The sequence below is a fragment of the Shewanella sp. 125m-7 genome, assembly GCF_052977045.1.
The window spans coordinates 84,167-107,019 of record NZ_JBRILQ010000007.1; the positions used below are offsets into that span (position 1 = coordinate 84,167).

18 protein-coding genes are annotated in these 22,853 nt (G+C 44.7%); 5 read left to right on the forward strand and 13 right to left on the reverse strand.

The features are described 5' to 3' along the window. Window positions 1-102: 102 nt before the first annotated feature. Window positions 103-2,526: a PilZ domain-containing protein gene (locus ACVBIL_RS05180; protein WP_447165925.1), complete on the forward strand. Its 2,424-nt coding sequence runs from the start codon at window positions 103-105 to the stop codon at window positions 2,524-2,526. Window positions 2,527-2,620: 94 nt separating this feature from the next. On the opposite strand, the gene ACVBIL_RS05185 is transcribed toward ACVBIL_RS05180, so the two are convergent. Further along, the gene (locus tag ACVBIL_RS05185) at window positions 2,621-3,073 is read right to left on the reverse strand and encodes a DUF2127 domain-containing protein (RefSeq protein WP_447165926.1); all 453 of its coding nucleotides are present in this window, start codon (window positions 3,071-3,073) and stop codon (window positions 2,621-2,623) included. A 234-nt stretch (window positions 3,074-3,307) separates the two neighbouring features. Between ACVBIL_RS05185 and ACVBIL_RS05190 the strand changes: the two genes are divergently transcribed. Further along, a complete protein-coding gene (locus tag ACVBIL_RS05190) occupies window positions 3,308-3,892 on the forward strand; it encodes a hypothetical protein (RefSeq protein ID WP_447165927.1) in 585 nt (194 codons plus the stop codon). A gap of 477 nt (window positions 3,893-4,369) precedes the next feature. Further along, complete coding sequence (locus ACVBIL_RS05195; RefSeq protein WP_447165928.1) at window positions 4,370-5,101, forward strand: DedA family protein; 732 nt, start codon at window positions 4,370-4,372, stop codon at window positions 5,099-5,101. Between the two features lie 562 nt (window positions 5,102-5,663). On the opposite strand, the gene nrfD is transcribed toward ACVBIL_RS05195, so the two are convergent. From nrfD to ACVBIL_RS05215, 4 genes are all read right to left on the reverse strand, one after another. Next, a complete protein-coding gene (nrfD, locus tag ACVBIL_RS05200; RefSeq protein WP_447165929.1) occupies window positions 5,664-6,611 on the reverse strand; it encodes an NrfD/PsrC family molybdoenzyme membrane anchor subunit in 948 nt (315 codons plus the stop codon). Further along, the gene (locus tag ACVBIL_RS05205; protein ID WP_447165930.1) at window positions 6,608-7,180 is read right to left on the reverse strand and encodes a 4Fe-4S dicluster domain-containing protein; all 573 of its coding nucleotides are present in this window, start codon (window positions 7,178-7,180) and stop codon (window positions 6,608-6,610) included. Before ACVBIL_RS05205 ends, nrfD begins: the two co-directional genes overlap by 4 nt. A gap of 12 nt (window positions 7,181-7,192) precedes the next feature. Then, window positions 7,193-9,469, reverse strand: a complete 2,277-nt coding sequence (phsA, locus tag ACVBIL_RS05210; protein WP_447165931.1) for a thiosulfate reductase PhsA — start codon at window positions 9,467-9,469, stop codon at window positions 7,193-7,195. A gap of 356 nt (window positions 9,470-9,825) precedes the next feature. Continuing rightward, on the reverse strand, window positions 9,826-11,616 hold the full coding sequence (locus tag ACVBIL_RS05215) for a sensor histidine kinase (RefSeq protein WP_447165932.1): 1,791 nt from the start codon (window positions 11,614-11,616) through the stop codon (window positions 9,826-9,828). A gap of 222 nt (window positions 11,617-11,838) precedes the next feature. On the opposite strand from ACVBIL_RS05215, the gene ACVBIL_RS05220 reads away from it, so the two are divergent. Next, the gene (locus ACVBIL_RS05220) at window positions 11,839-12,450 is read left to right on the forward strand and encodes a response regulator transcription factor (protein ID WP_447165933.1); all 612 of its coding nucleotides are present in this window, start codon (window positions 11,839-11,841) and stop codon (window positions 12,448-12,450) included. Window positions 12,451-12,517: 67 nt separating this feature from the next. Here ACVBIL_RS05220 and ACVBIL_RS05225 read toward each other — a convergent pair whose 3' ends face one another. Beyond that, a complete protein-coding gene (locus tag ACVBIL_RS05225; RefSeq protein WP_447165934.1) occupies window positions 12,518-13,426 on the reverse strand; it encodes an alpha/beta fold hydrolase in 909 nt (302 codons plus the stop codon). Between the two features lie 198 nt (window positions 13,427-13,624). Beyond that, the gene (gene serB, locus ACVBIL_RS05230; RefSeq protein ID WP_447165935.1) at window positions 13,625-14,632 is read right to left on the reverse strand and encodes a phosphoserine phosphatase SerB; all 1,008 of its coding nucleotides are present in this window, start codon (window positions 14,630-14,632) and stop codon (window positions 13,625-13,627) included. A gap of 78 nt (window positions 14,633-14,710) precedes the next feature. On the opposite strand from serB, the gene ACVBIL_RS05235 reads away from it, so the two are divergent. Next, window positions 14,711-15,424 (forward strand): YtjB family periplasmic protein, encoded by a 714-nt coding sequence (locus ACVBIL_RS05235; protein ID WP_447165936.1) that lies wholly within the window; start codon window positions 14,711-14,713, stop codon window positions 15,422-15,424. Between the two features lie 76 nt (window positions 15,425-15,500). On the opposite strand, the gene deoD is transcribed toward ACVBIL_RS05235, so the two are convergent. The 6 genes from deoD to ACVBIL_RS05265 all read right to left on the reverse strand — a co-directional run bounded on the left by deoD (window position 15,501) and on the right by ACVBIL_RS05265 (window position 22,825). After that, window positions 15,501-16,211 (reverse strand): purine-nucleoside phosphorylase, encoded by a 711-nt coding sequence (gene deoD, locus ACVBIL_RS05240; RefSeq protein ID WP_447165937.1) that lies wholly within the window; start codon window positions 16,209-16,211, stop codon window positions 15,501-15,503. Between the two features lie 100 nt (window positions 16,212-16,311). Beyond that, window positions 16,312-17,532, reverse strand: coding sequence for a phosphopentomutase (locus tag ACVBIL_RS05245; RefSeq protein ID WP_447165938.1), 1,221 nt, complete (start codon window positions 17,530-17,532; stop codon window positions 16,312-16,314). Window positions 17,533-17,545: 13 nt separating this feature from the next. Continuing rightward, on the reverse strand, window positions 17,546-18,877 hold the full coding sequence (gene deoA / locus ACVBIL_RS05250) for a thymidine phosphorylase (protein WP_447165939.1): 1,332 nt from the start codon (window positions 18,875-18,877) through the stop codon (window positions 17,546-17,548). Between the two features lie 162 nt (window positions 18,878-19,039). Next, window positions 19,040-19,813, reverse strand: a complete 774-nt coding sequence (gene deoC / locus ACVBIL_RS05255; protein WP_447165940.1) for a deoxyribose-phosphate aldolase — start codon at window positions 19,811-19,813, stop codon at window positions 19,040-19,042. A gap of 578 nt (window positions 19,814-20,391) precedes the next feature. Continuing rightward, entirely contained in the window at window positions 20,392-21,225 is an 834-nt protein-coding gene (locus tag ACVBIL_RS05260; RefSeq protein WP_447165941.1) for a nucleoside-specific channel-forming Tsx family protein, read from the reverse strand. 340 nt (window positions 21,226-21,565) lie between these two features. Continuing rightward, window positions 21,566-22,825, reverse strand: a complete 1,260-nt coding sequence (locus ACVBIL_RS05265; RefSeq protein WP_447165942.1) for a NupC/NupG family nucleoside CNT transporter — start codon at window positions 22,823-22,825, stop codon at window positions 21,566-21,568. Window positions 22,826-22,853 lie beyond the last annotated feature (28 nt).

Consider the following 22,853-nt stretch of genomic DNA (forward strand, 5'->3'; position numbering starts at 1 on the left):
CCGATACTTATTTAAGATAGGGGGAACAATCGTCATTCCCCTGAATATTGCCCATGAGCCTACCAGCCCTTGGTCTTTTTAGCATCCCAAAAGAAGTGATTAATGACTTTAGATTTGCACAAAGCACTTGTTGAACAGTTAAAGCCCCTGTTAATGGAACCTGAATTCTCAGAACTGTTCGAACAGCTCACAGCTGATGAAACCAACTCAACTCGCTTTCTGCTCAAAATGGAGCTCAATAGACTCGCCTCAAGCTGCACTCGAAATATAGACTTACGCAATAAAACTGAGCTCGAATGTCAGGTCTTTAATTTTGCCAATCAACAGCACTATCTCGACGCTCCTGCTCAAGAAAGCTTCTTAGAAGCCCTCGCACTTTATCGCGACGAATATACCCTAGGCGTGTATGAGCAAGTCATTGACGACCACAAGCGACGCATTACCAAACAACGCCAATCGAATCAAATTGAGCCCGTTGCGAGCGTATCCCCCTTTGTTGCCGATGGCGTGGTATTAGGCAGTTACTTTGCCCGCAGTGAAGAGCGAATGAATTACAGCATGCGCATTAACGTGACTCAAGGCCACCTCAATCTTGATGGTATTACCGTTGATCTCTCGGTGGGCGGCGCACGCATTCGCCTCAAGGCAAAACATGGCGTACAAACAACTATGCCTATTCGAGTAAAACTGCTGGAGCTGAGCGATGAATATTATCATCAAGATCTACAGCAAGGCGTGGACTATCAAATAGTCGACATAGAACAAAATCAAGAATACAGCTGGCTCAGACTAAAACGGGTCTCTGGCACAGAAGCCTTGACGGATATGCTAGAGAAACTGATCCGAGGCCATAAGTTCCGTTACAAAGTTGACGTTAATGACGTGTTGGTGACCACTAAAGGGCTTGGTTTTGAGCGCCATTATTTACCGCACTTACCTCACCTGCCGTTATTTGTTGAAACGAGAGCGAGCTCTGAGGTTAATAGCGCGCCACAACTCGTACTCAGCCATAAACTACTGAGTCGTGATAACCAAGCCATTAGCGAATACTTCAAAGATGAAGAGGACATTAGCCAGCTAAGCAGCTTTCTTACGCCAGCAAGACTCAAGCGGATAATAGATTCTGGAGATGATAGCCCACATAGCCACTTCTTCTGCTTTACCTTCACCGCACAAGCTGCAAAGTTCTTTTATTCAGCAAGCTTAGCGGAGCTTAACTCTCGTAAGCTGCTAGCACTATTTTTAAGTTTTGCGACGACAAAACCTAGCTTTAAAATATTTAAGGTGGCAAAACATGCCATCGACCACCAGCAATCCTATAAAGCCAGTATTCTGCCCGGTGACGAGGGACGCTACAGTGCGTTAACAGAGACTCAACTAAGCGCTTTTAGCCATGTATTACACGTCATTGATATGACGCCAACCAAGGCGACTGAGCGGTATAAACCTTGGGGACAAGTGAATCAAGACGCAGATAATCAAGCTAGTGCGAATGAGCTTAAAATCTTTGGTCAAAAGAAAATATCACAGCACACCATTAAGCTTATCTCGCTGCAATTTAGCGAACGACGCAATGAGTCGCGCTTTGCCTTTAAAACGGCGGTCCAGCTCAGCCAAGGTAAGCTCAGTGTAAGCGCTATTACCGATGATATTTCCAGCCGAGGCATGAAGCTTAGCATCACAGCACCGGTAGCCTTCACTGACGCCGAGCCGATTTTAATCAGCTTCCCTAAGCTACAAACCCTTGCCGGTAAAACCTCCTTAGCGTCACTGCCTTACCGATTGATCCGTACTCGTAAAAACGGCGTCACTCTGCACCTTACGGCGCAAGTCGGCCACACGCCACATATCGGTGTCGAGTTTTTAAACCGATTGATTGAACATAACCGCGAGAAACTGCAAAAGCTCACTGAGAACAACCATAACGTTAAAGAGCTCGCCGATGGCATGAAAAATATCATTATGCGAAAGCTGGTTTCGGTTCCCTTCTATCTTGAGCGCACGGTAAAGTCAGCTTATATCTCGACATTAGGGATCGGCAAAGAGCAAAATCACATTGCCAATCTCTTCGCTTCTCAAAGCGATAATACGTTAGCGTATGACTTAACACCGCTGCTGAATGACGAAAAACTCAAGCGTGACTTCATTACGCCTATTCGCACGATGAAGCCTCTACATGGTTTATCTCACTTCGACGTCTTGGTGCAGATCTCACGTATGTCTCAGGGGCAAACTAAAGTTCGCTGCATCACCGACAGCGACATGCCAGAGTATGCCCAACAGCTTAGTTTTATTAAGCGCAGCCAAAAGCTAGGTGAGTTTTTAGCGCTGCGAGTGTACCGCGGCGCCACAGGTAAACCAGACTTAAGTTACATACGTCGTGAACGTGAATATATTGCAATTCACGCCCCGCACAAAGGCAAAAAACTCGAACAACAATTATGGAATATCATCGGCGTGGGTGAACTTTTAGATATCACTCAAGAAGTGTTATTACGTTTTCCTGAGCTGAGCGCTAAAAGTTAATCCAGGAGTTAACTACATTACTGTGCATTAACTTCCTAACGAGCTTAAGCCCTAAGTTACTCGCTGACGCTGTAACTTAGGGTTTAAGCTATAATCAGGTATCTTTATGCTTAATTATTCGATACATATAACCCACAACCACAAGGTTAATGACTAACACCGCCGCCGTTAATAAACTCGGTTTAGTGAACATCTCGTACGCCTCAAATGGCAGGTAAATCCCCCCACTAAGTAAGGCAAACCACTCTGTCCACACTAGGCTGTGCCACAGTCCATAAGCTTCAATAAATCGCACCGCCGCATACACCAGCGCGCCAAAAATCACAAAACTGATATTGCTCGCGGTAACCTTGCCTGCTTCAGCAATCGCCTCTTGCACTAAATGATTAGCTGGATTTAAGTGAGAATGACTGAGTAGCAGTTCGACAAATTGTTGAATGTTTTCACCGGCTAACCTGTGCAGCCCAAAAACAACCAGAAGCGATAACACGCCTTTACTGGCTTCAAGTACCGATACGGCTTTTAGTCCTTTTTTGACTGATGACATAGTGACCTTTTTTAACTCTCAATATTTATGTTCAGTTTGACCACATTTAATGATGAAAAAAACCAGTCTATCGACTAATTCGTTTGCTTAATCATGGCACATATTAAATAGCCTTTTACTCATCACATTATTTTCTCCATATCTATCCTGATGATATATCTATACTGGTTGCTATATCTATACTGGTTGCTATATCTATACTTGTTGCTATAGGTTCAAAATAGAGAGAAAGCAATGCAAAGAAAATCCCAGCAAATTATGCTCAAGACACGCAAGGGGATCTCTTTCCTGTTTATTCATTTACCAAAAGCTGAAAAGTGGCTCCATCTGTTCGTGCTGTCATGGGTGTTATGGCAGTTACTCATATCATTTGCTATGGATGTACATGGCAACACGCCTTTTTCGCAAATGACTATTATTGATAAATTGCACATATACGGCGGATTAGGGCTATTCATACTCAGCATTATTTTCTTTATCATTGTACTTCATCGACGTAAGTTAGCAGACCTTTACCCTTGGCTTACAGGGAATTTTAGCGGGCTAAAATCAGACCTAAAAGTGTTGATGTCATTACGCTTACCTGAAGCTGCGCCTAGTGGCTTGGCAGCAACGATTGAGGGATTGGGCTTATTAGCACTATTGCTAGCGGTAGCGACAGGCCTATTATGGTACAGCGCAATCACCTTAGGCTTTTCTTTCGCTCCAGAGCTATTACAATTTCATAAGATCAGCGTTACTGCGATTGAGGTCTATTTTTACGGCCATAGTACATTTGCTTTGCTACACCTACTGACTTGGTGGCTAAGCAAAAATTAATGACTCTCCACCGAATAATGATAAGTGTGCGTATATAGTCACAAATTCGCAGGCTAAATTTATAGTACTATGTAAGGTAAAGCCAAATAAGACGAAAAATCTAAATACAATCTCAACAAAACCGAACACTATTAACGCGCAATTTAAGAGCCTAACGTAAAAGCTAACTCATGCTCTTCTCGGAAAACATTAACTAACAATAAACTGAAGATGTATTTTTATTAATGAAGAAAGATAGTTAATTTGCGCTATTAAATCCTGATGTATAGTGCTGACTCAGGCGATTTGTGCATACAAGACGGGGAGTCATTCCCTCTGACTTTCCACTAAACCGCCACACTAGCAATATGCTTAAGTAACTTTCACAAGTCATTGTTATAAGTAATCTTCGCGAGTAACAATCTTAAGTAATCCGCTCAAGCAATTGCAACAACTCGTTGCCGCCTTGAGTACTAGGCCCATTTAGGAACACCGACAATGCTAGATTCATTTGTCTCAGTTATCACCGCCCTTTGGCAACAAGACTTCGCTTTACTACAAAGCCCTGGCAGCGCTGTCATGATTTACCTCTGTATTTTCACCTTGATTTGGCTAGAAAGCGCCTTGCTTCCTGCGGCCCCAATGCCCTGTGATAGTGTCGTCATTCTTTCGGGAAGTCTGGCCGCTGCGGGTATTATTAGCTTGCCGATGGCATTTGCCGCCTTAGTGGTTGCTGGTGCGACAGGGAGCTGGATTGCCTTTATTCAAGGACGGTGGCTACATAAGCTACCCAAAATTCAACGCTGGATAGATGCCGTCCCAGAAAAGCGCATGAAAACGGTAGACAACTTGCTTAATAAGCATGGTTTGTTAGCCCTGTTTACCGCGCGTTTTATTCCTGTCGTGCGCCCGTTACTGCCATTAATGATGGGGCTGCATCTTAAGAACGTTGCCCATTTTCACTATTTCTCTTGGTTAAGCGCCGCAAGTTGGAGTGGCCTACTGCTCGGTTTTGGCTATGCGTTATCTTATTTACCTGAGAACATCGCGAGAATTGTCACTATGGTATTAATGGTTGCGCCATTTATCACTTTAGCCATTGCAATTGTCAGTCTATCGAGCAGTTTTTTAATCAAAAAAAGCCGAGCTAAAAAGTCAGCTGCAATCGATTTACTGCAAGAGTCAGTGCTTCAAAAAGCAACGGCACCACTCAACAAAACGGTTAAGTAATCGCTAGGTTTTACAGCCCTGCCATCAAGCGGGGCCCTCCTCAAGGTTAAAACCCTCAAAACAACGACGACCACGCTCCCCCTGTTGGTGTACAGTTTTAGTTGACCACATCATCAATGTTAAGCCACTGTACCGTAAATATTATCCCCAGCTTCCACCACTCCCCCTTCACAGTGAATTTCTCTCGCTAGGCATATTGGTCAACCACATAGGTAAAAAACATTGGTAAAACATAGCCGATAGCATAGGAGTCATCTCTGATGTAGCCGCTTTCATCGCACAATGGCTATGATTTTGTATGAACCCCAAAATGGTTATACCTAAGTGAGTTGCAGGGCTAAAAAGATGGTACAGGCTCATTCAGGTAAATATTTAATGGCCTTTTGAGGTGATTTGACCTAGATAAGTAGCAAGCCAACAATCATCTAAAAGTCGTGCTTTAACGCCATTCACTTAAGAGCTCAGCTTGTCACTCAATTATAAAGCTCGTAAATCAATTAAAAGCTAGAAATGAAAGAACCCAGTGATGACTGGGTTCTTTTGTATTCAACAGTTGTAGGCGTTAGCTTATGTAACTTTGACCTGCGTAAACCACGAAGTGTCTTAGCGCTAACACGCCTAAGATGGTGCTACAAGAAACCGTGATCAAAAAGCCTTTAGTGTGGCGCCAAGCCTTCGGTGCTAATGTACTGGCAAGGACTGGCACAATAAGGCCTAGGCCCACAACACCAATCCAGAATACACTCGCCCAAGTACCCGTCGTAATCGCTGCGGTTGCCGCCTGCGCTGCAGGGCCAGAGAAGTTAAGCCCGACAAACAGTAATACCAAACAAAGCGCTTCGTTAAAGGCCACAGGGTATTCGATACGGTGCACCTGCTCGATACAATCTGACTCTTTCTTACTAAAGAACAAAGTCGCGACCAAGATGTTACCCGCTGAGCCCACTGACAAGGCTGATGCTAAGAACAGTGCCGGCAGTACCGCAGTGTTTAAGATTGGATAACTGATCATCGCAGATAGTAGGAAACCAGTATAAACCCCGACCCCCAAACCTAGGGCGAAAATCAGCTTATTAATGCTATTTTCCAGCTGGCGACACACTCTTAATGTACTCGCTAACCAAGGTGCATATTGCAGAACTAGCTTTTCAAACACCAAGGCTGCAAACACAAACACTAATGGAATATAAACCAGCAGTGCAATTACACCCCACGCCATTACAGATGTTAAGTTGTAGTTAAGCAGAATATGATAAAATTCAAACGGTTTCGTCAAATCTAGCACTAACAGTGCCATACCTAAACTGATAGCCACTGGGCCAATTACCGCTGCCGCCTTAATCACAGGTAAGCCTTCGGTTGGTTGACCACGACTTTGCTTGTACCATTTAAGTCCAATGGCCACCAGCATAGAGCCTGCTGACAAACCCGCCATGAATAAGTACACCGCGATAATCCAGTTCCACACTACCGGATCGTATTGTTCCATCGAGCCCCAGATATTGTTCATGCTTTGATCCCTCCTTTACGGCTAGGAATGCGGTAGACCCGCGGTTCTGTGCCTAGGTTTACCTTTTGTTGGTAGTGAGGTTTGGTGTCTAACACTTTACGCACTTCAGAGTTCATGTCGTTTGCATCACCAAAGGTTAATGCTTGAGTTGGACAAACGGTGACACATGCAGGCTCTTCACCACGCGCTAAACGCGTCTCTTTACAGAAATCACACTTATCTGGCACCCGAGTTTCTGGGTTAATAAAACGTACCTTGTACGGGCAAGCCGCAACACAGTAAAGACAACCGACGCACTTATTCTCGTTAATCGACACGATACCGTCGTCATTAACGTAAGCCGCGCCCGTTGGGCAAACTTTTACACACGGCGCGTTTTCACACTGCTCGCACGATACACGGTTATATTTAAAATGTAGATGAGGGAAGTTGCCGTACGGCCCCTCGATTCTGACCTGAATTCGGGTTACCGACTCAGGCACATTGTTTTCACTACGGCAAGCCACGTTGCATGCTTGGCAGCCAATGCACTTATTTTCATCGTGCACGAGAACATAACGCTTAGTCATAATTAACTCCGATTAAATCTTGGCAATTTTTACACCGGTGGTATGCAGGTTCATACCTGTCACCGGAGAAGTCACATGAGGAAGTAAGTTACCGCAATGCACACCTTTACCGGTGGCACGGGCAAGCTCTTTGTTCTTTGAACCGCAGCCCATATAAGCGAAAACAGTGTCAGGACGAATACCTGGAGTGACCAAGGCATGACCTTCTTCGCTACCGGTATCGTTATAGATCCTAATCTTGTCGCCACTTGAAATATTCAACAGACCCGCTGTGATCGGATGGATCCACACCGCGTTGTCAGACATCAAGTTAGCCAGCATTGGCACGTTCTGAGTAGCAGCATTGGTATGCACAGCCACTTTTCCTTGAATGAAAAACAGCTCATCGGCTTTTTTCATGGTGACTTCACGGTAACGAATGACCCCACGACCCGGCGCCATCTTCTCAACTTTATCTGAGCTAAGTTCAATCTTTCCCGTTGGGGTTTTAAAGCTTAACTGGCTAGCATAAGTGCCATCTTCATCAACGGCTTTAGCGTTAGGGTATGTTGCTACAAAGTCTCTTACCATGCCGCGCTCACGCAGCATTAACGGCTTACCGAAGCTAACAAAACCTTCCTCTTTGATTCTTCTTAATAAGTTCACATCACGCTGCACTTGGAACAGCTGCAATGTTTCCATGTTTTCCCATGGGAAGAACTGACCTTGACCTAGCTCTGTGGCGAGCTCTTTCCAGATCTGCCAGCTTGGCTTGGTGTCGCCAATGGTTTCAACCACACGTTGACGCACATAGTAAGCTGGGTTCTTACTCGACTTATCGGCAATCTCTTCGTCACGCTCAAGATAGGTCGATTCTGGTAAAAAAATGTCGGCGTAAGCCGCTGACTCGCTGATATAGATGTCGCAGGCCACCACAAAGTCGAGCTTTTTCATTGTTTCAACAATGCGCGCTCTGTCAGTCATGGTTTGCATTGGGTTAGTACGGCTCATTACCCAAGCGCGCAACTGGTATGGAACGGCATCTAATGTCGCGTCAAGAATTGTTTGGTAAATACCGCCCGACGACCAGGTTAATGCATACTGCTCATCAACCATGTCGATGCGCTTAGCATCAATCTTTGGCATGCCATCAACGCCTGGTTTTGCCAGTGTTGGCGACACTTTCTCACCGGCAAACTTGTTATAGCTAGACGCTTTCTTACCAAAGTAGAGTCCACCTTTACGCTCAATGTTGCCCACTAATACGTTGGCAGCATATAGCGCACGGCGCATTTCAAATTCTTCAGTAGTAAACGATGAACGGTGGCCAAAATCCACTAGCGCATGGGGCGCAGCGGCGGCATATTCATGGGTGATACGGCGAATATCTTCAGCTGGCACGTCACTGACCGATTCTGCCCACTCAGGTGTGTAAGCCTTAACTTCTTTAGCAAAGTCATCGAAACCAGATACATACTGCGCCACAAACGCTTTGTCATATAAGTCATCTGCGATTAGGGTATGACAAATGGCCAGTGCAACTGCAACGTCAGTACCCGGCTTAATCGCGTACCACTCATCGGCTTTATCCGCCACAATCGAGAAGCGGGGTTCAAATACCACCAGCTTGGCGCCCTTCTCCATCTGTGCATTCATCATGCCTCTGGTCTCAGACATATTAATGCCTTCGTAAAGGTTATGACCAAAGTTAATGATGTACTTAGAGTTGCTTAAGTCGCGCTTGATTTTGCCACCAAACATCGCTTTAGCCGCAACCACATAACTACCCGGACAGGTAGACGCATGAGTAAAGGTATTTGGGCTGCCAAAGGCTTTAGCTAAATGAAACAAGTGACCAGACAGAGAGCCTGATTTTGATGAGAAGGCTACGGTTTCGGCGCCGTGCTCAGTTTTAATTTTATTGAGGTTATTGGCAATGATACGGTAGGCTTCATCCCACTCAATCTCTTGCCAGTTACCTTCACCACGCTCACCAACACGCTTAAGCGGCTTAACAATACGTTGCTTGTCATAAAGCTGGCTGTGACCAGCACCACCGCGGGCGCACACCGCACCACCAAATGATTTAGCATTCTTATTACCAAGAATCGATACGTTCTTGCCATTAACCACACGGGCAGAGATCGGACAACGGGTTGAGCACATTTCACAAATACTTGCGATAGACTCTGCGCTACCTTGCAGCTCAGAATGTCCAAGGGCAGCCAAAGAGCCAGGAAGCGTTGCTAAGGCGCAAGTCGCTGTGCCGGCTCCGGCCCCTTTAATGAAGGTTCGCCGATCTAGTTTCATGTTAAATCTCCCAATGACAATGATCCTTAGGAGAGCGATGAATTAAGCTCTGTGTTAATCGCTATTTGCAATCAACTCATTCCTAAGGTTTTCCTCATTGTTATTGAGCCAGCAGAGATTGAATATTGTGGTAAACCACATACTGACTATGTGGTGCTGGTCTTTGTGAGGTAATTCACAGTTCAATTTTACGCCAACACAGCGACTCAAAACTGTAAATTGTGGTAAACCACATACCGTAAAAAAGTTTACCTTTTTGCTGGTTACAGCATGTTTTTAATGCAAAATGTGCGGCTGACTAAAGTAAAGTCAAAGGCCGCACATTAGTTAATGCTTAACGAAGTAATACAAGCTAATTAAATTTCTATCGCTAAGTCACTGCCACGCTTCTTAAGGTTTAGTGTTGCTACGCAGCCAGATTGTTCATCATTGCGATTAGCCAATACAAAGCGCCCATCATGCTCCTTTATCACCTCATTACAGATAGCTAAACCCAGCCCTAGCCCATCAGCTTTTGTGGTGTAGAAGGTTGCCATTAAGGTATCGGCTTCTAACACTAAGCCAGGCCCATTATCAAGGATGGAGATATTGACTTGAGACTCTTTAAAGTCGAGTTCGATACCGATTTGTCCTGTGCGGGCATTATCAGAATCGGCTATCGCGTCTAAGCTGTTTTTTATTAAGTTAATCAACACTTGTAAAAGCCCAACTCGATCAGCGGTAATAAAAAAGGGTTCGCCTTTAATTTGGGTAGCAACCTGGATCTCTCGCCTTGCCAGCTCAAGTCTCAATAGTGAGGTGCTCTCCTCCACTAAGGTGAGAATATTAACATCCTCCATCACCGACTCGCGTCGCTTAAGTAACCCACGTATACGATGCACCACTTCCCCCGCGCGAGTCGATTGCTTATGAATTTTCTCTAGTAGCTCAATACATGCTTGTACGTCAGCTTTTTCTTGCCCCTGCAAGCGCATAATACCGCCTTCGCTATAACTGGTGATGGCAGCAATAGGCTGATTAATCTCATGGGCAAGCCCTGCACCAATCTCTCCTATGATTGAAGCACTTTGCAGGCGCTCTAATGCGATAGCTTGCTGCTTAAGCTGCCGCTCTGATTCAATCAATGAACTGCTTTTTTGGTGAAAGCGATATTCAATCCACAGGTGATACAGGGTCGCAATGATAAAAATCAGTACCGATAAGATGCCCCAATGACGATTTTCTTCTAACCATTTTTTTACCGCATCCCAGCGGCCGCCATCAGGCGACTTAACGTGTAATTCTTTAAACAACTTTATTACCGCTAGCTGACTAATCGGCGATGTCCAACCTTGTAATTGCGCTTGAATCGCTTCTGGGCTGTCAGCGCTCAAATCCAGCAAGGCTTGGGTGATCTCTTTACTCAACTCGGTACTAACACTCTCCGTCGCCGCAAAGGACCAGTTGGGATAAAGGCTGGTGCTACATTGACACTCTATCTCCTCTGGACGACTTGGGTTTAACACCCGGTAATCGGCCTGCTTGATAAGCCCACGTGCAACCATATCTTCCAATGTACACAAGGGCGTAATGGCCGCATCGACATTGCCGTCTCTCACTTGGTAGAGTAAGGGATCGAGTGGAAACCCAAGAAACTTAGTCTCACCAAAGTAGGTTTCAGGATCCATGCCTAATTTATCCATTAAGCCCACCGTCGCCTGATAGCCTCCGAGCGCATGGGGATCGCTTGCTGCAACCACCTTGCCTTTTAAGTCATACAAGGTGCGGTAATCACTATCGGCACTCACGATAATGGCTGAACCGATAGCTGACGTCGTGCCGTTATGCCGTTTTGAGCGCATTGTGGCAAGCCAAGATAAGGGATATTGATTGGACAGATACAAGTATTGACCAGGATTGGTCACAATAAACTGAATTTGCCCTAGTTCCATCGCCAAATTTAACGCTTCAAAATTTCCGGGATACACATGAAACTCAGCCTCTGGCACTTGTGCATTGAGGTACGCCATCATGGGTGCCCAGCGCTCTACCGCCTGTTGATGCCCCCAGTTTGCCAACACGCCAACATAAAACTGCTGCGGTTTAGACCAAGTAGCTGATGAGAAAAACAGTACAAATAGGCAAAGCAAAATCTTAGGCAATTTCATTTCCTTAACACCCACACTAATGCCTTCATACGGCGAATATCAGCAAGATGCCTGCATGCATTGAAAGTTCAGTAAATAGTGGGATTTGGTTGATTAGCGATAGCTTACGCTAGGTCCTCATTTTTAGTGCGTGATGCAATTCATGCTTTATACAAAATAGTTCGCTAAAAGCAGCAAACTGAGATATCTATCAGTTAAGCATTACTAAAACAAAGGTGTTCAGTGGAGCAACAAATTCAGGGGCCGGTTTACTTAGTCGATGATGACGAGGCCATTATTGATTCCATTAGCTTTTTAATGGATGGTTACGGTTATAAGTTAAATTGCTTCAATAGTGGTGATAGTTTTCTTACTGAGGTTGATTTAAGTCAAGCGGGCTGCGTGATCTTAGATGCCAGAATGCCAGGACTTACCGGCCCACAAGTGCAGCAAATGCTAACTGAGGCTAAAAGTCCCTTGTCGGTGATTTTCTTAACGGGTCATGGTGATGTCCCTATGGCCGTCGACGCCTTTAAAAATGGCGCTTTCGACTTTTTCCAAAAGCCTGTACAAGGCAACCTTTTATCGCAATCTATTGCCAAGGGCCTCGAGTACAGCGTGCGTCAGCATTGGAAATTAACCCATCAGACGCTAATCAACACACTGTCGGAACGAGAGACTCAGATCTTCCGATTGGTCATTGCGGGTAACACCAATAAGCAGATGGCCAATGAGCTTTGTGTCGCGATAAGAACCATTGAAGTTCATCGCTCAAAACTAATGACAAAATTGGGGGTGAATAACCTTGCTGAGTTAGTCAAACTGGCACCACTCCTGACGCTACAAAGTGAATAATGGCGCTGGAGCCTCTGGCACATCAATTGTGCCACAGACAGGACGTTTACAGTATTAGCAACACGCGTTAACCGTTAAAGCTGTGGTACCACTCTTTGAGTCGAGGAAAGTGATCACTCACGGCATCCTTATGGGTTAGCATACCGCCATGATCGTAGTCATGCTTAAAGCCCTGCTTCTTTGATAGTAAGGTGTAATCCACCCGCTCGATGTGACACTCCTTTATCATTCGCTGCACGTCACTTGGATTGCCTAAAACCTTATCGCCCTTGCCAGCAATAAACCACGACTTGGGCCAATTAGCCTGTTTGGCGGCACTGGCATAATCGAAGCCGTCGTCGTTATCGACCCAATGGCCACGCACCCATTCGATGGTTTGTCTTAATGATGCCCGAGACTCGTTATCCATACCCATTTTCAGTTTATCTGCAGGCAAGTAACCACTCTTCCAGGCAATTAACGGCGCGAGTTGATTCCACACCAGATTAACCGTCAGCCATTTTTGTAATGACTTCACTTCGATACGACGTTTACTGCCAAAAGTCACCAACGATGCCACTGATTGCTGCAGACTGGTGTATCGAGCAATGGCGCTCGCCATTAATACGCCGCCCCAAGAATGGGCGCACCAATGTACGGTTTTAACATTGGGGTGAAGCGATAAAATATATTGCTGAATTAAGGGTAACTGCTCGCGGATCACCTCGCCCTGCCCAGCAGAAAAACCGCGGCCAAGTTTAGGCTCGCTCAGGCCTCGCCCTTGAGTATCTAATACATAGACCACCACACCTGAGTCGGCTAAGTAACAAGCTAATCCCTTTCCTGACTCGCTGTAAAAAACACGGCCGTTAGACATGGCACCATGCAGCATTAACACTGGAGGTTTACTCATATCGGCTTGAACGGGCAAAATTTGCCTTAAGTGCAAGTGACCATGCTTGTAAGGTACGTAAAAAGATTTTTGCTGGATATTCAAGGGGACTACTCATCGTTTTTTGAATAAGCTACTGAACCTAAAGCACAAAAACAAGAGTAAATGCTCTATCACTGACGACTAAAAAACGAATGAACTAAGTATTTAAACGACGGGACATCGGTATCAATTGATGAATCAAGACGATATAAGCATTTTAAAACAAAAGGCTCATAACTAGATAGTGATGAGCCTTTAGTGCTACTTAAGCTGAAACAGATAAGGCAGTGTCTTTAAATCTAATTTATTAATCTGTGCATCCGCAGCTTGAGCTAATTTTGGTTTAGCATGATAAGCAATGCCAAAATCTGCCACCTTGATCATAGGAATATCATTGGCGCCATCACCGATAGCCACTTTTTGCCCAGCCCCTATTTGCCACTTATCGGCACATGTAAGCACGGTATCCGCCTTAAACTGGGCATCGACAACTTGACCCGATACGGTACCAAGTAGCTTACCATCTGCGATATCAAGCTCATTGGCAAAAGCGGCATCGAGCTGCAATAGGTGTTTAAGATGATTCACAAATGGAGTAAAGCCGCCAGAGGCAACCACTGTGTACCAGCCATGACTTTTAAGTTCGGCAATCATCTCGGTAAGACCAGGCATAAGCGGTAATATTGCGCACAGGGTTTCAATAATATCGGCATCGGCATCTTTAAGCTTGGCCACTCGCGCTCTAAGGCTTTGCTCAAAATCAAGTTCACCTTGCATTGCCAGCTCTGTCACTTCAGCCACGGCTGCGCCAACCCCCGCCATCACGGCTAACTCATCGATACATTCAATCTCAATTGCAGTTGAGTCCATATCCATCACCAATAATCCTGGTTGATTAAGGACTGGAGCGTTAGCAAACAATTGAAATAACTCGACCACCCCGGATTCATTTAATTGTGCTTTTTGCTCTACGGTAAGTGGGGCCTGTAGACAAAGCTCAATACAAAGCTGGTCACAGTCACGCTTAATGATCCCAAGGCTCAAATCGACATTAAGTGAAGCCAGCCAATTTTCAACAATTAACACTGCGGTTTGTCCTTGATTACAGGCCGCCTTTTCTGGTGCAATAAATACCATTCGATAACGAGCATAACTTACCGGATATTCAGCTTCGCTATGACGAGAAAATCTTTGTTTCCCTGCAATAAAAGACGTGCTACTTTCTGTATTTAACCAAGTAAAAACAGTAGATTGACTCGAACTTTCCATTAGTTATGACTCTCCAGCTACCGAGTACCGACATAATCCATTATGATTAAGTGAGTACACAACAAATTAAGGGTTTCAGTGTTCTATTTAAAAGGCCTAAAAAAGAGCCATCGAATAAGCCGATTATTACAGATTGTGGTTGCAATCGCACTATTCATCGGCCTCGATCAGTTGTGGGAAACTAGCCTACTACAGGGGCAGCAGCTTCTAAAGTCCCAAACAGAGAAGATGGCAAGATTACTGGTTCAGCAAACAGCTTATGGTGCCGCGCCAGCATTACAATTAGAAAATGATGAGCAGTTACAATGGCTAGCCCAAGCATTGGTGCTAGATCCTAAGGTCATGTCAGCCAGTATCTTTAGTGAAGATGGCGTTAGGCTGTCTTTTGCTCAGAGCGTGATTAATGAAGATTTAGAGCCTGAATCGGAGGAATTAACCGCTGCATTGGCCCAGTACCCACCTTATGTCGAGGCTGTCTCACAGGACGGAAAAAACTTGGGTTATGTTGAAGTGCGCCTCGAGCCTAAATACTTTTTCAATGAGATTAAGGAGGCCCATCATATCAATATGGAGCAGCAACAGATGATGCTGCTTATCGCTGGCCTTATCGGTATGTTGCTATCGCGTGCCTTGTCATTTAAACGTGCAGATTTTGATAGACGTAAAGCGAGAGTCAAACTTAGACAATTACTCGCAAAGAAGAATGAGAAAGCTGCCGCCAAGGCTGCCAAGAAACCAAAGACAAAAACGGTAACAAAGGCCAAGACAGAGCCAAAGGACGTAGTTGACTAGCTAAAAACAAAAACGGACGCATAAGCGTCCGTTTTATTACTCATCAACCTCGCAGTCTAAGACTACAAAGTGGCTACTATAGTGTGATAGCAGCTTCTAGAGTCATTTCGATCATTTCGTTGAAGGTAGTTTGACGCTCATCAGAAGAAGTCTTTTCACCAGTACGGATATGATCAGATACAGTACAAACACACAAAGCTTTTGCACCGAATTCTGCAGCAACACCATAAAGGCCTGCAGCTTCCATTTCAACGCCTAGAATATTCATCTTTTCCATCACGTCGAACATTGATGGGTCTGGCGTGTAGAATAGGTCTGCAGAGAAAACGTTACCAACGCGGAACTTAGTCCCTTTGGCTTCAGCTGCTTTAACAACGGCGCTAAGTAGGCCGTAGTCTGCAATCGCGGCAAAGTCTTGGCCTTTGAAACGTAGACGGTTAACTTGTGAGTCAGTACATGCACCCATACCGATGATCACGTCACGTACTTTAACGTCTGTGCTTACTGCGCCACAAGTACCTACGCGGATAAGGTTCTTTACGCCGTAATCTTTAATCAACTCAGTTGCATAGATCGAGGCTGAAGGAATACCCATACCTGAACCCATAACAGAGATACGAGTTCCTTTATAAGTACCCGTGTAACCAAACATGTTACGTACATCAGTCACTTGCTCAACGTTCTCTAGAAACGTTTCAGCAATGTACTTAGCACGTAGCGGATCGCCAGGAAAAAGCACTGTTTCTGCAAACGCACCGTCTGCTGCATTAATGTGTGGTGTAGCCATCAGAATAACCCCTATTTATATTTTTAGACCGTCGTAAACAACTTAAGTCTTGTTTGCTAGCGGCCCAATGTGAGCCGCCAAATTCAAATATTGTTAATGCTTATGAACGAATAAATGATTCGCCATATTCCATAGGCTCAAGCTTAAAGTAGCTGGCAATGGATTGTCCCATATCAGCAAAGCTGTTTCGCAGCCCTAACGAGCCAGGCTCAAGGCCAGCGCCATAGGCTAAAACCGGTACACGCTCACGAGTATGATCACTACCAGGCCAAGTTGGATCGCAGCCATGATCAGCCGTTAGCAACAAGAAATCATCTTCATTTAATAACGCTAAAATCTCTGGTAAGCGAGAGTCAAAATACTCAAGACTACGAGCGTAACCCGCTACGTCACGGCGATGACCATAGTGCGAATCAAAGTCAACGAAGTTAGTGAATACAATCGTATTGTCACCCGCTTGTTTAACTTGCTCTAACGTCGCATCAAACAGAGCTTCAAGCCCTGTTGCTTTAACTTTTTTGGTAATACCGCAATGTGCGTAAATATCGGCAATTTTACCGACACTAACCACTTCACCGCCGGCCGCTTTTAGCTTATCCAGTACTGTTGGCGCTGGTGGCTCAACCGCGTAATCGCGACGATTACCCGTACGCTCGAAATCACTAGCACAAGTACCTACAAATGGACGCGCAATAACACGACCAATGTTGTAATCGGCAAGCTCTTCACGGGCAATAATGCAAAGCTCATAAAGCTTCTCAAGACCAAAACTCTCTTCGTGGCACGCAATCTGGAACACTGAGTCAGCAGAGGTATAGAAAATTGGCTTGCCGGTACGCATGTGCTCATCGCCCAACTCTTCTAAAATAACCGTGCCTGAAGAGTGGCAGTTTCCAAGAAACTCCGTTAAACCTGCGCGTGCAAGTATTCTATCGGTCAATTCTTGTGGGAAAGAGTTTGTTAATTCGCTAAAGTAGCCCCATTCATAAAGAACGGGTACGCCCGCCATTTCCCAATGTCCGCTTGGTGTATCTTTACCAGAGCTTAGCTCGTCAGCATGGCCATAAGCGCCGATAATTTCAACATCGTCACCAAAACCTGCAGGAAACTCACCCATGCTCTCTTTAGAAGCGTGGCCTAGGCCTAAACGCGCAAGGTTAGGTAGCTTTAAAGGACCTTCACGGCCATCATTTGCCTTACCTTCTGCACACGCCTTAGCAATGTTGCCAAATGTGTTTGAACCCACATCGCCAAAGGCTTGCGCATCGCTCGCCTCTCCAATGCCAAATGAGTCTAGCATCATGATTATAGTACGTTTCATCAACTGTGCTCCGTTACAGATCTGACTCACGGATATAACGATAAATTTCCGGAGTTTTTTCTGGTTTGGTCTCGCCAATATGAATCGCTTTTTTCACTGCAGCTTGTGCTTCAGCAAAGGCGTTTTCAGATTGGGCATGAATAAATGCAATCGGTTTATCAGCGTTAATCTCATCACCTAACGCGCACACTTTAGAAAGTCCTACGCTGTAATCGAGAGTATCGCCAGGCTTACGGCGGCCGCCACCTAAGGTAACGACTGCAAGTCCGAGTTCACGGGTGTCCATTGCCGATGCAAAACCGGCTTTGTCCGCATAAACTGGACGAATAATTTGTGCGTCAGGTAGGTATTTACTGTAGTTCTCGACGAAATCAGTTGGACCACCTAGGCCTGAAACCATACGACCGAAAATCTCTGCAGCCTTACCGTTATCCAGCACTGCATTCAACTTAATGCGCGCCTCAGCCTCGTTACTCGCAAGGCCACCTAAGACCAGCATTTCAGCGCAAAGCCCCATAGTGACTTCATAAAGACGAGGGTTGCGATAAGCACCTGTCATAAAGTCGACCGCTTCTTTGACCTCAACCGCATTACCCGCACATGATGCCAATACTTGGTTCATATCGGTTAGTAATGCCGTGGTCTTGGTACCTGCACCATTTGCGACTGCGGTAATGCTACGCGCTAGCTCTTCCGATGCTTCATAGGTCGGCATAAATGCGCCACTGCCTACCTTGACGTCCATCGCTAAAGCATCAAGACCAGCGGCAAGCTTTTTAGACAAAATAGAAGCTGTGATTAGCGAGATAGATTCAACTGTGGCGGTATTATCTCGAATAGAATAGAAACGCTTATCAGCAGGAACAAGATCGCCAGTTTGACCAATAATAGCCACGCCCGCTTCTTTTACGACTTTACGGAAAAGAGCACTATCAGGTTCAGTGTTATAACCGGGAATAGCATCAAACTTATCGAGCGTACCACCAGTATGACCAAGGCCACGACCAGAGATCATCGGTACATAACCACCACACGCAGCAGCCATTGGGCCTAACATCAAACTAATGACATCCCCCACACCGCCAGTTGAGTGCTTATCGATAATAGGGCCATTAAGGTCAAGTGACTGCCAGTTTAGCACTGTGCCTGAATCACGCATCGCTGTTGTTAACGCAATACGTTCATCCATGTTCATGTCATTGAAATAAACCGCCATGCCAAAGGCTGCGATCTGACCTTCTGAAACAGTATTGTTGGTGATACCCTTGACGAAGAATTGGATCTCTTCAGTCGAAAGAGCCTCAGCATTACGTTTTTTACGAATAATTTCTTGAGCTAAAAACATGTACTACCTCCAAGAGTGTAACTGAATTTCTAATAAAACGATTTTTCAGTTAGCATTCCGCTAAAGTGAATCAAAAGCCGTAATATTGTTACATACTAACGAACTTTTGATACCCCTAATTAGATTTAGATCACACTTAACAACAAGCTTAATCAGTAAAGATTAGTAACCTTGTGCGCCTTTTGGTGCATCACCTAGCTCAAGCGTATGCAGCAAGTTAGTCAAAAGGCTTGAAGCGCCAAAACGGAATGTCGCTGGAGTTGCCCAATCATCACCTAGAAGACGCGCTGCAACACCTAAAAACTCAGCTGCAGCTTCGGCATCTTTTACGCCGCCAGCAGGCTTAAAGCCAACTTTTGGGTTCTTTTCGCTGATCACAGTCATCATGATCTCAGCCGCTTCGAGTGTTGCGTTAACCGCAACTTTACCCGTCGATGTCTTGATAAAGTCAGCACCAGCATCGATAGATAACTCAGATGCTTTACGGATAAGGGCTGGATCGGCTAACACGCCTGACTCGATGATTACTTTAAGGATAGCGTCTTCGCCACAAGCTTCTTTACAAGCTTTAACTAGCTCGAAACCGACCGTCTCGTTACCAGCCATTAGTGCGCGGTATGGAAATACTACGTCTACTTCGTCGGCGCCATATGCAACAGCTGCGCGAGTCTCTAGTACTGCGATAGCGATATCGTCGTTACCGTGTGGGAAGTTAGTCACTGTTGCGATCTTGATATCATCGCCATCAATTTCATTTAGTGTTTTACGCGCAATAGGAATAAAGCGAGGGTAAATACAGATAGCAGCAGTGTCGCCAGCAGGCGTCTTAGCTTTATGACAAAGGTCGATGACTTTTTGATCGGTATCATCGTCATTAAGCGTTGTAAGATCCATTAAACTAATGGCTTGTTGTGCTGCTTTTTTTAAGTCGCTCATAATAGCTCTCCGAGAAAGATTCAAATAATTAATTTAAAACAGAAAATTATCGCACGGCGATGCCTTGAACTGGCTTATTTTGATTATTGTTATGGGCCGGGCCTTCGGGCATTACCGAATTACATGTTAAGCATCATTTAACGCTTAACATCAAAATACTATTCAGGTATCCAACGTTGTAAACTCAATTGAGCGCAACCATCCTGACACTAGTGTCACGACTTGAATCCATGAAGACCGGGAAGGGAAATTGAAACTACTTATTTCTGCCTTTCCGCGAAAAATCCATTTTAGCGCGTAGTAAATCTTATCTAACTAACAATAGACTGCTCATCTTATTTTGTGATGAGTCGTTAATGCTTACATAAACAAACTGTATTTATACTCTCTTAAAAATGAGCATAGTTAATATAGCTGATGCTTAAGTAAAAATTAACCTGTTTACATGAAAATATTAGCGTAAGTTTAAATAAAAGTTGAGCGGTTAAAGGGTTATGTTTGAGCTGTAAGATAGAGCCGCGAAACTCGCGGCTCTGTCGTCTATTTACACAGTTTTAAGCCAACGCTTTAAGCGATGCTTAGAACTTGTAAGTAGCTGAGAAATAGTGGCTTACACCAGAAGATTCAAAAGCATCAGAATCTTTGATCAAGTAAATATCGTTATAAGCTTTTAGACCGTAACCCAGTGCGAATTGCTCTGAATGCCAGTAAAGACCAAAGAATGCTGCGCCACCAGAAGTAGCTTGTGAGTTACCACGGTATTCGTTGTCAGCACCGAACTGGTAATCAACATAACCCTGGAAAGAAACAAATGAACCGTTATCAAAGTTGATGAAAGGCTTGAACCAGTTCGCAGAGAATTGGTAACCGTTCCACTCTTTAGCGTTTAGGTCATAAAGGCCGTATAGGTTCATACCAGTCTTGCCTAACCAAGGTACTTCAACATCGGCACCAACACCCCAGAAAGAGTTATTTACGTAACCAAAAGCTGGATTTTGATCATAACCACCACCCCAGTTAAACAGAGTAGAGATATAAACCTCTTTGATTGGGCCAACTGATAAATCCCAACCAGTCAATGCATCTAGCGAGATACGTGGCGCAAACTTCATGAACATTTTTGCTTTGCCGGTTTTATCACTTGAGTCACGCTCAGAAGGGTTAAACACGTCAACATAACCGTATAGGTCAAAAATGCCTGAACGACCACCGAATTCCATCTCTAGGTAGTCGTGACCACTTGGTGCATCTGGAGAACGAGGTAGCTCTTCAAGAGCATACATGTAGTTAAACTGCATCCAGCTGTAATCACCAGCATGGATATCATCACCGCGGTCAGCAGCGAAAGTAGGTGCAGCAAAAGTAGCGGCAACAGCAGTAGCAGCTAGTGCTAAAGTTTTAACGTTTTTCATCATCAACCCCATTTTTATTTATGGTTTGCCGCGCTTCTTTATTGAAGAGTCAGCGTTTCTTTTTTATGGCGCGCATTCTACTTTATTTACGTCAAACATCAACATGATTAATGTAAAAATGCGAACACTAAGTTTTAACATTCGAACAACCTTGTGATTTTAAGGCCGAAAATGCTACCTAATCACTATTATTGTCTTATTTAAGTCGAAATAATCCCTAACCCTAGTTATTGATCATTTCAAAGAACACTTAGTTTGGAAAACGATTGATTTAATATAGCGCTACCCAAAAGGTGGATAGCGCTTAGGCTGAGCAATGAATGCCCAGCCTAATAGAGGCTTACAACGCTAAGAATAAACCAGCGAGTGTTGCGCTCATTAAGTTAGCTAGAGAACCTGCGATAACCGCACGGATACCAAGCTTAGCAAGATCATGGCGACGAGTCGGAGCCATTGAACCTAGACCACCAAGTAGAATCGCAATTGAAGATAGGTTAGCGAAACCACATAGAGCGAAAGAGATAATCGCTTTAGTACGGTCTGACATTGCTACACCAGTCTCAGCAACAACCATACCGCCGTCAGCTAAGTCTTTTAGGTATGGAGCAAAGTTTAGGTAAGCAACAAATTCGTTAATGACAATCTTCTGACCGATGAAAGAACCAGCAACAAGTGCTTCGTTCCAAGGTACACCGATAAGGAATGCTAGCGGCATGAAGATATAACCTAGAATTAATTCTAGTGTTAGATTTTCCAAACCGAACCATCCGCCGATACCACCAATGATGCCGTTAACCATAGCAATCAAGCCAACGAATGCTAGAAGCATTGCACCAACGTTAAGTGCTAAGTGCATACCAGATGAAGCACCCGCTGCTGCTGCATCAAGAACGTTAGCTGGCTTATCAGGATCTTCTGGTAAGTCGCTCATGTCGTTCTTTGCTTCTTCAGTTTCAGGGTGCATCAGCTTAGCCATTAATAGACCTGCTGGTGCTGCCATGAATGAAGCGGCAACTAGATATTCAATAGGTACACCCATCTGCGCATAACCAGCCATTACTGAACCAGCGATTGATGCAAGACCACCCACCATAACAGCGAATAGCTCAGAGTTAGTCATTGTCGCAATAAACGGACGAACAACTAGAGGCGCTTCAGTTTGACCAACGAAGATGTTAGCAGTTGCTGACATAGACTCTGTACGACTTGTGCCCAATGCTTTTTGTAGCGCACCACCGATAATACGGATGATCCACTGCATAACGCCTAAGTAGTAAAGAACTGCAATTAAAGAAGAGAAGAAAACGATGATTGGTAGTACGTTAATGGCAAAAATAAAACCAACTTTGAAGTTAGCTAAATCACCGAATAAGAAACCAATACCACTTTGAGCGTATCCAATAACACTAGATACTGCATCTGACATTCCTTGCAGAATGTCTTTACCGACTGGAACATACAATACAAAACCACCGAAAGCGGCCTGGATTGCTAATGCACCGAAAACGGTACGCTTGTTAACTGCTTTTCTGTTATTTGATAGCGCGAACGCTATCGCTAGTAAGGTGACCACCCCTACTAAACTCATTAAAATATCCATTAACCATCACCCTATTGTTAATACTTTT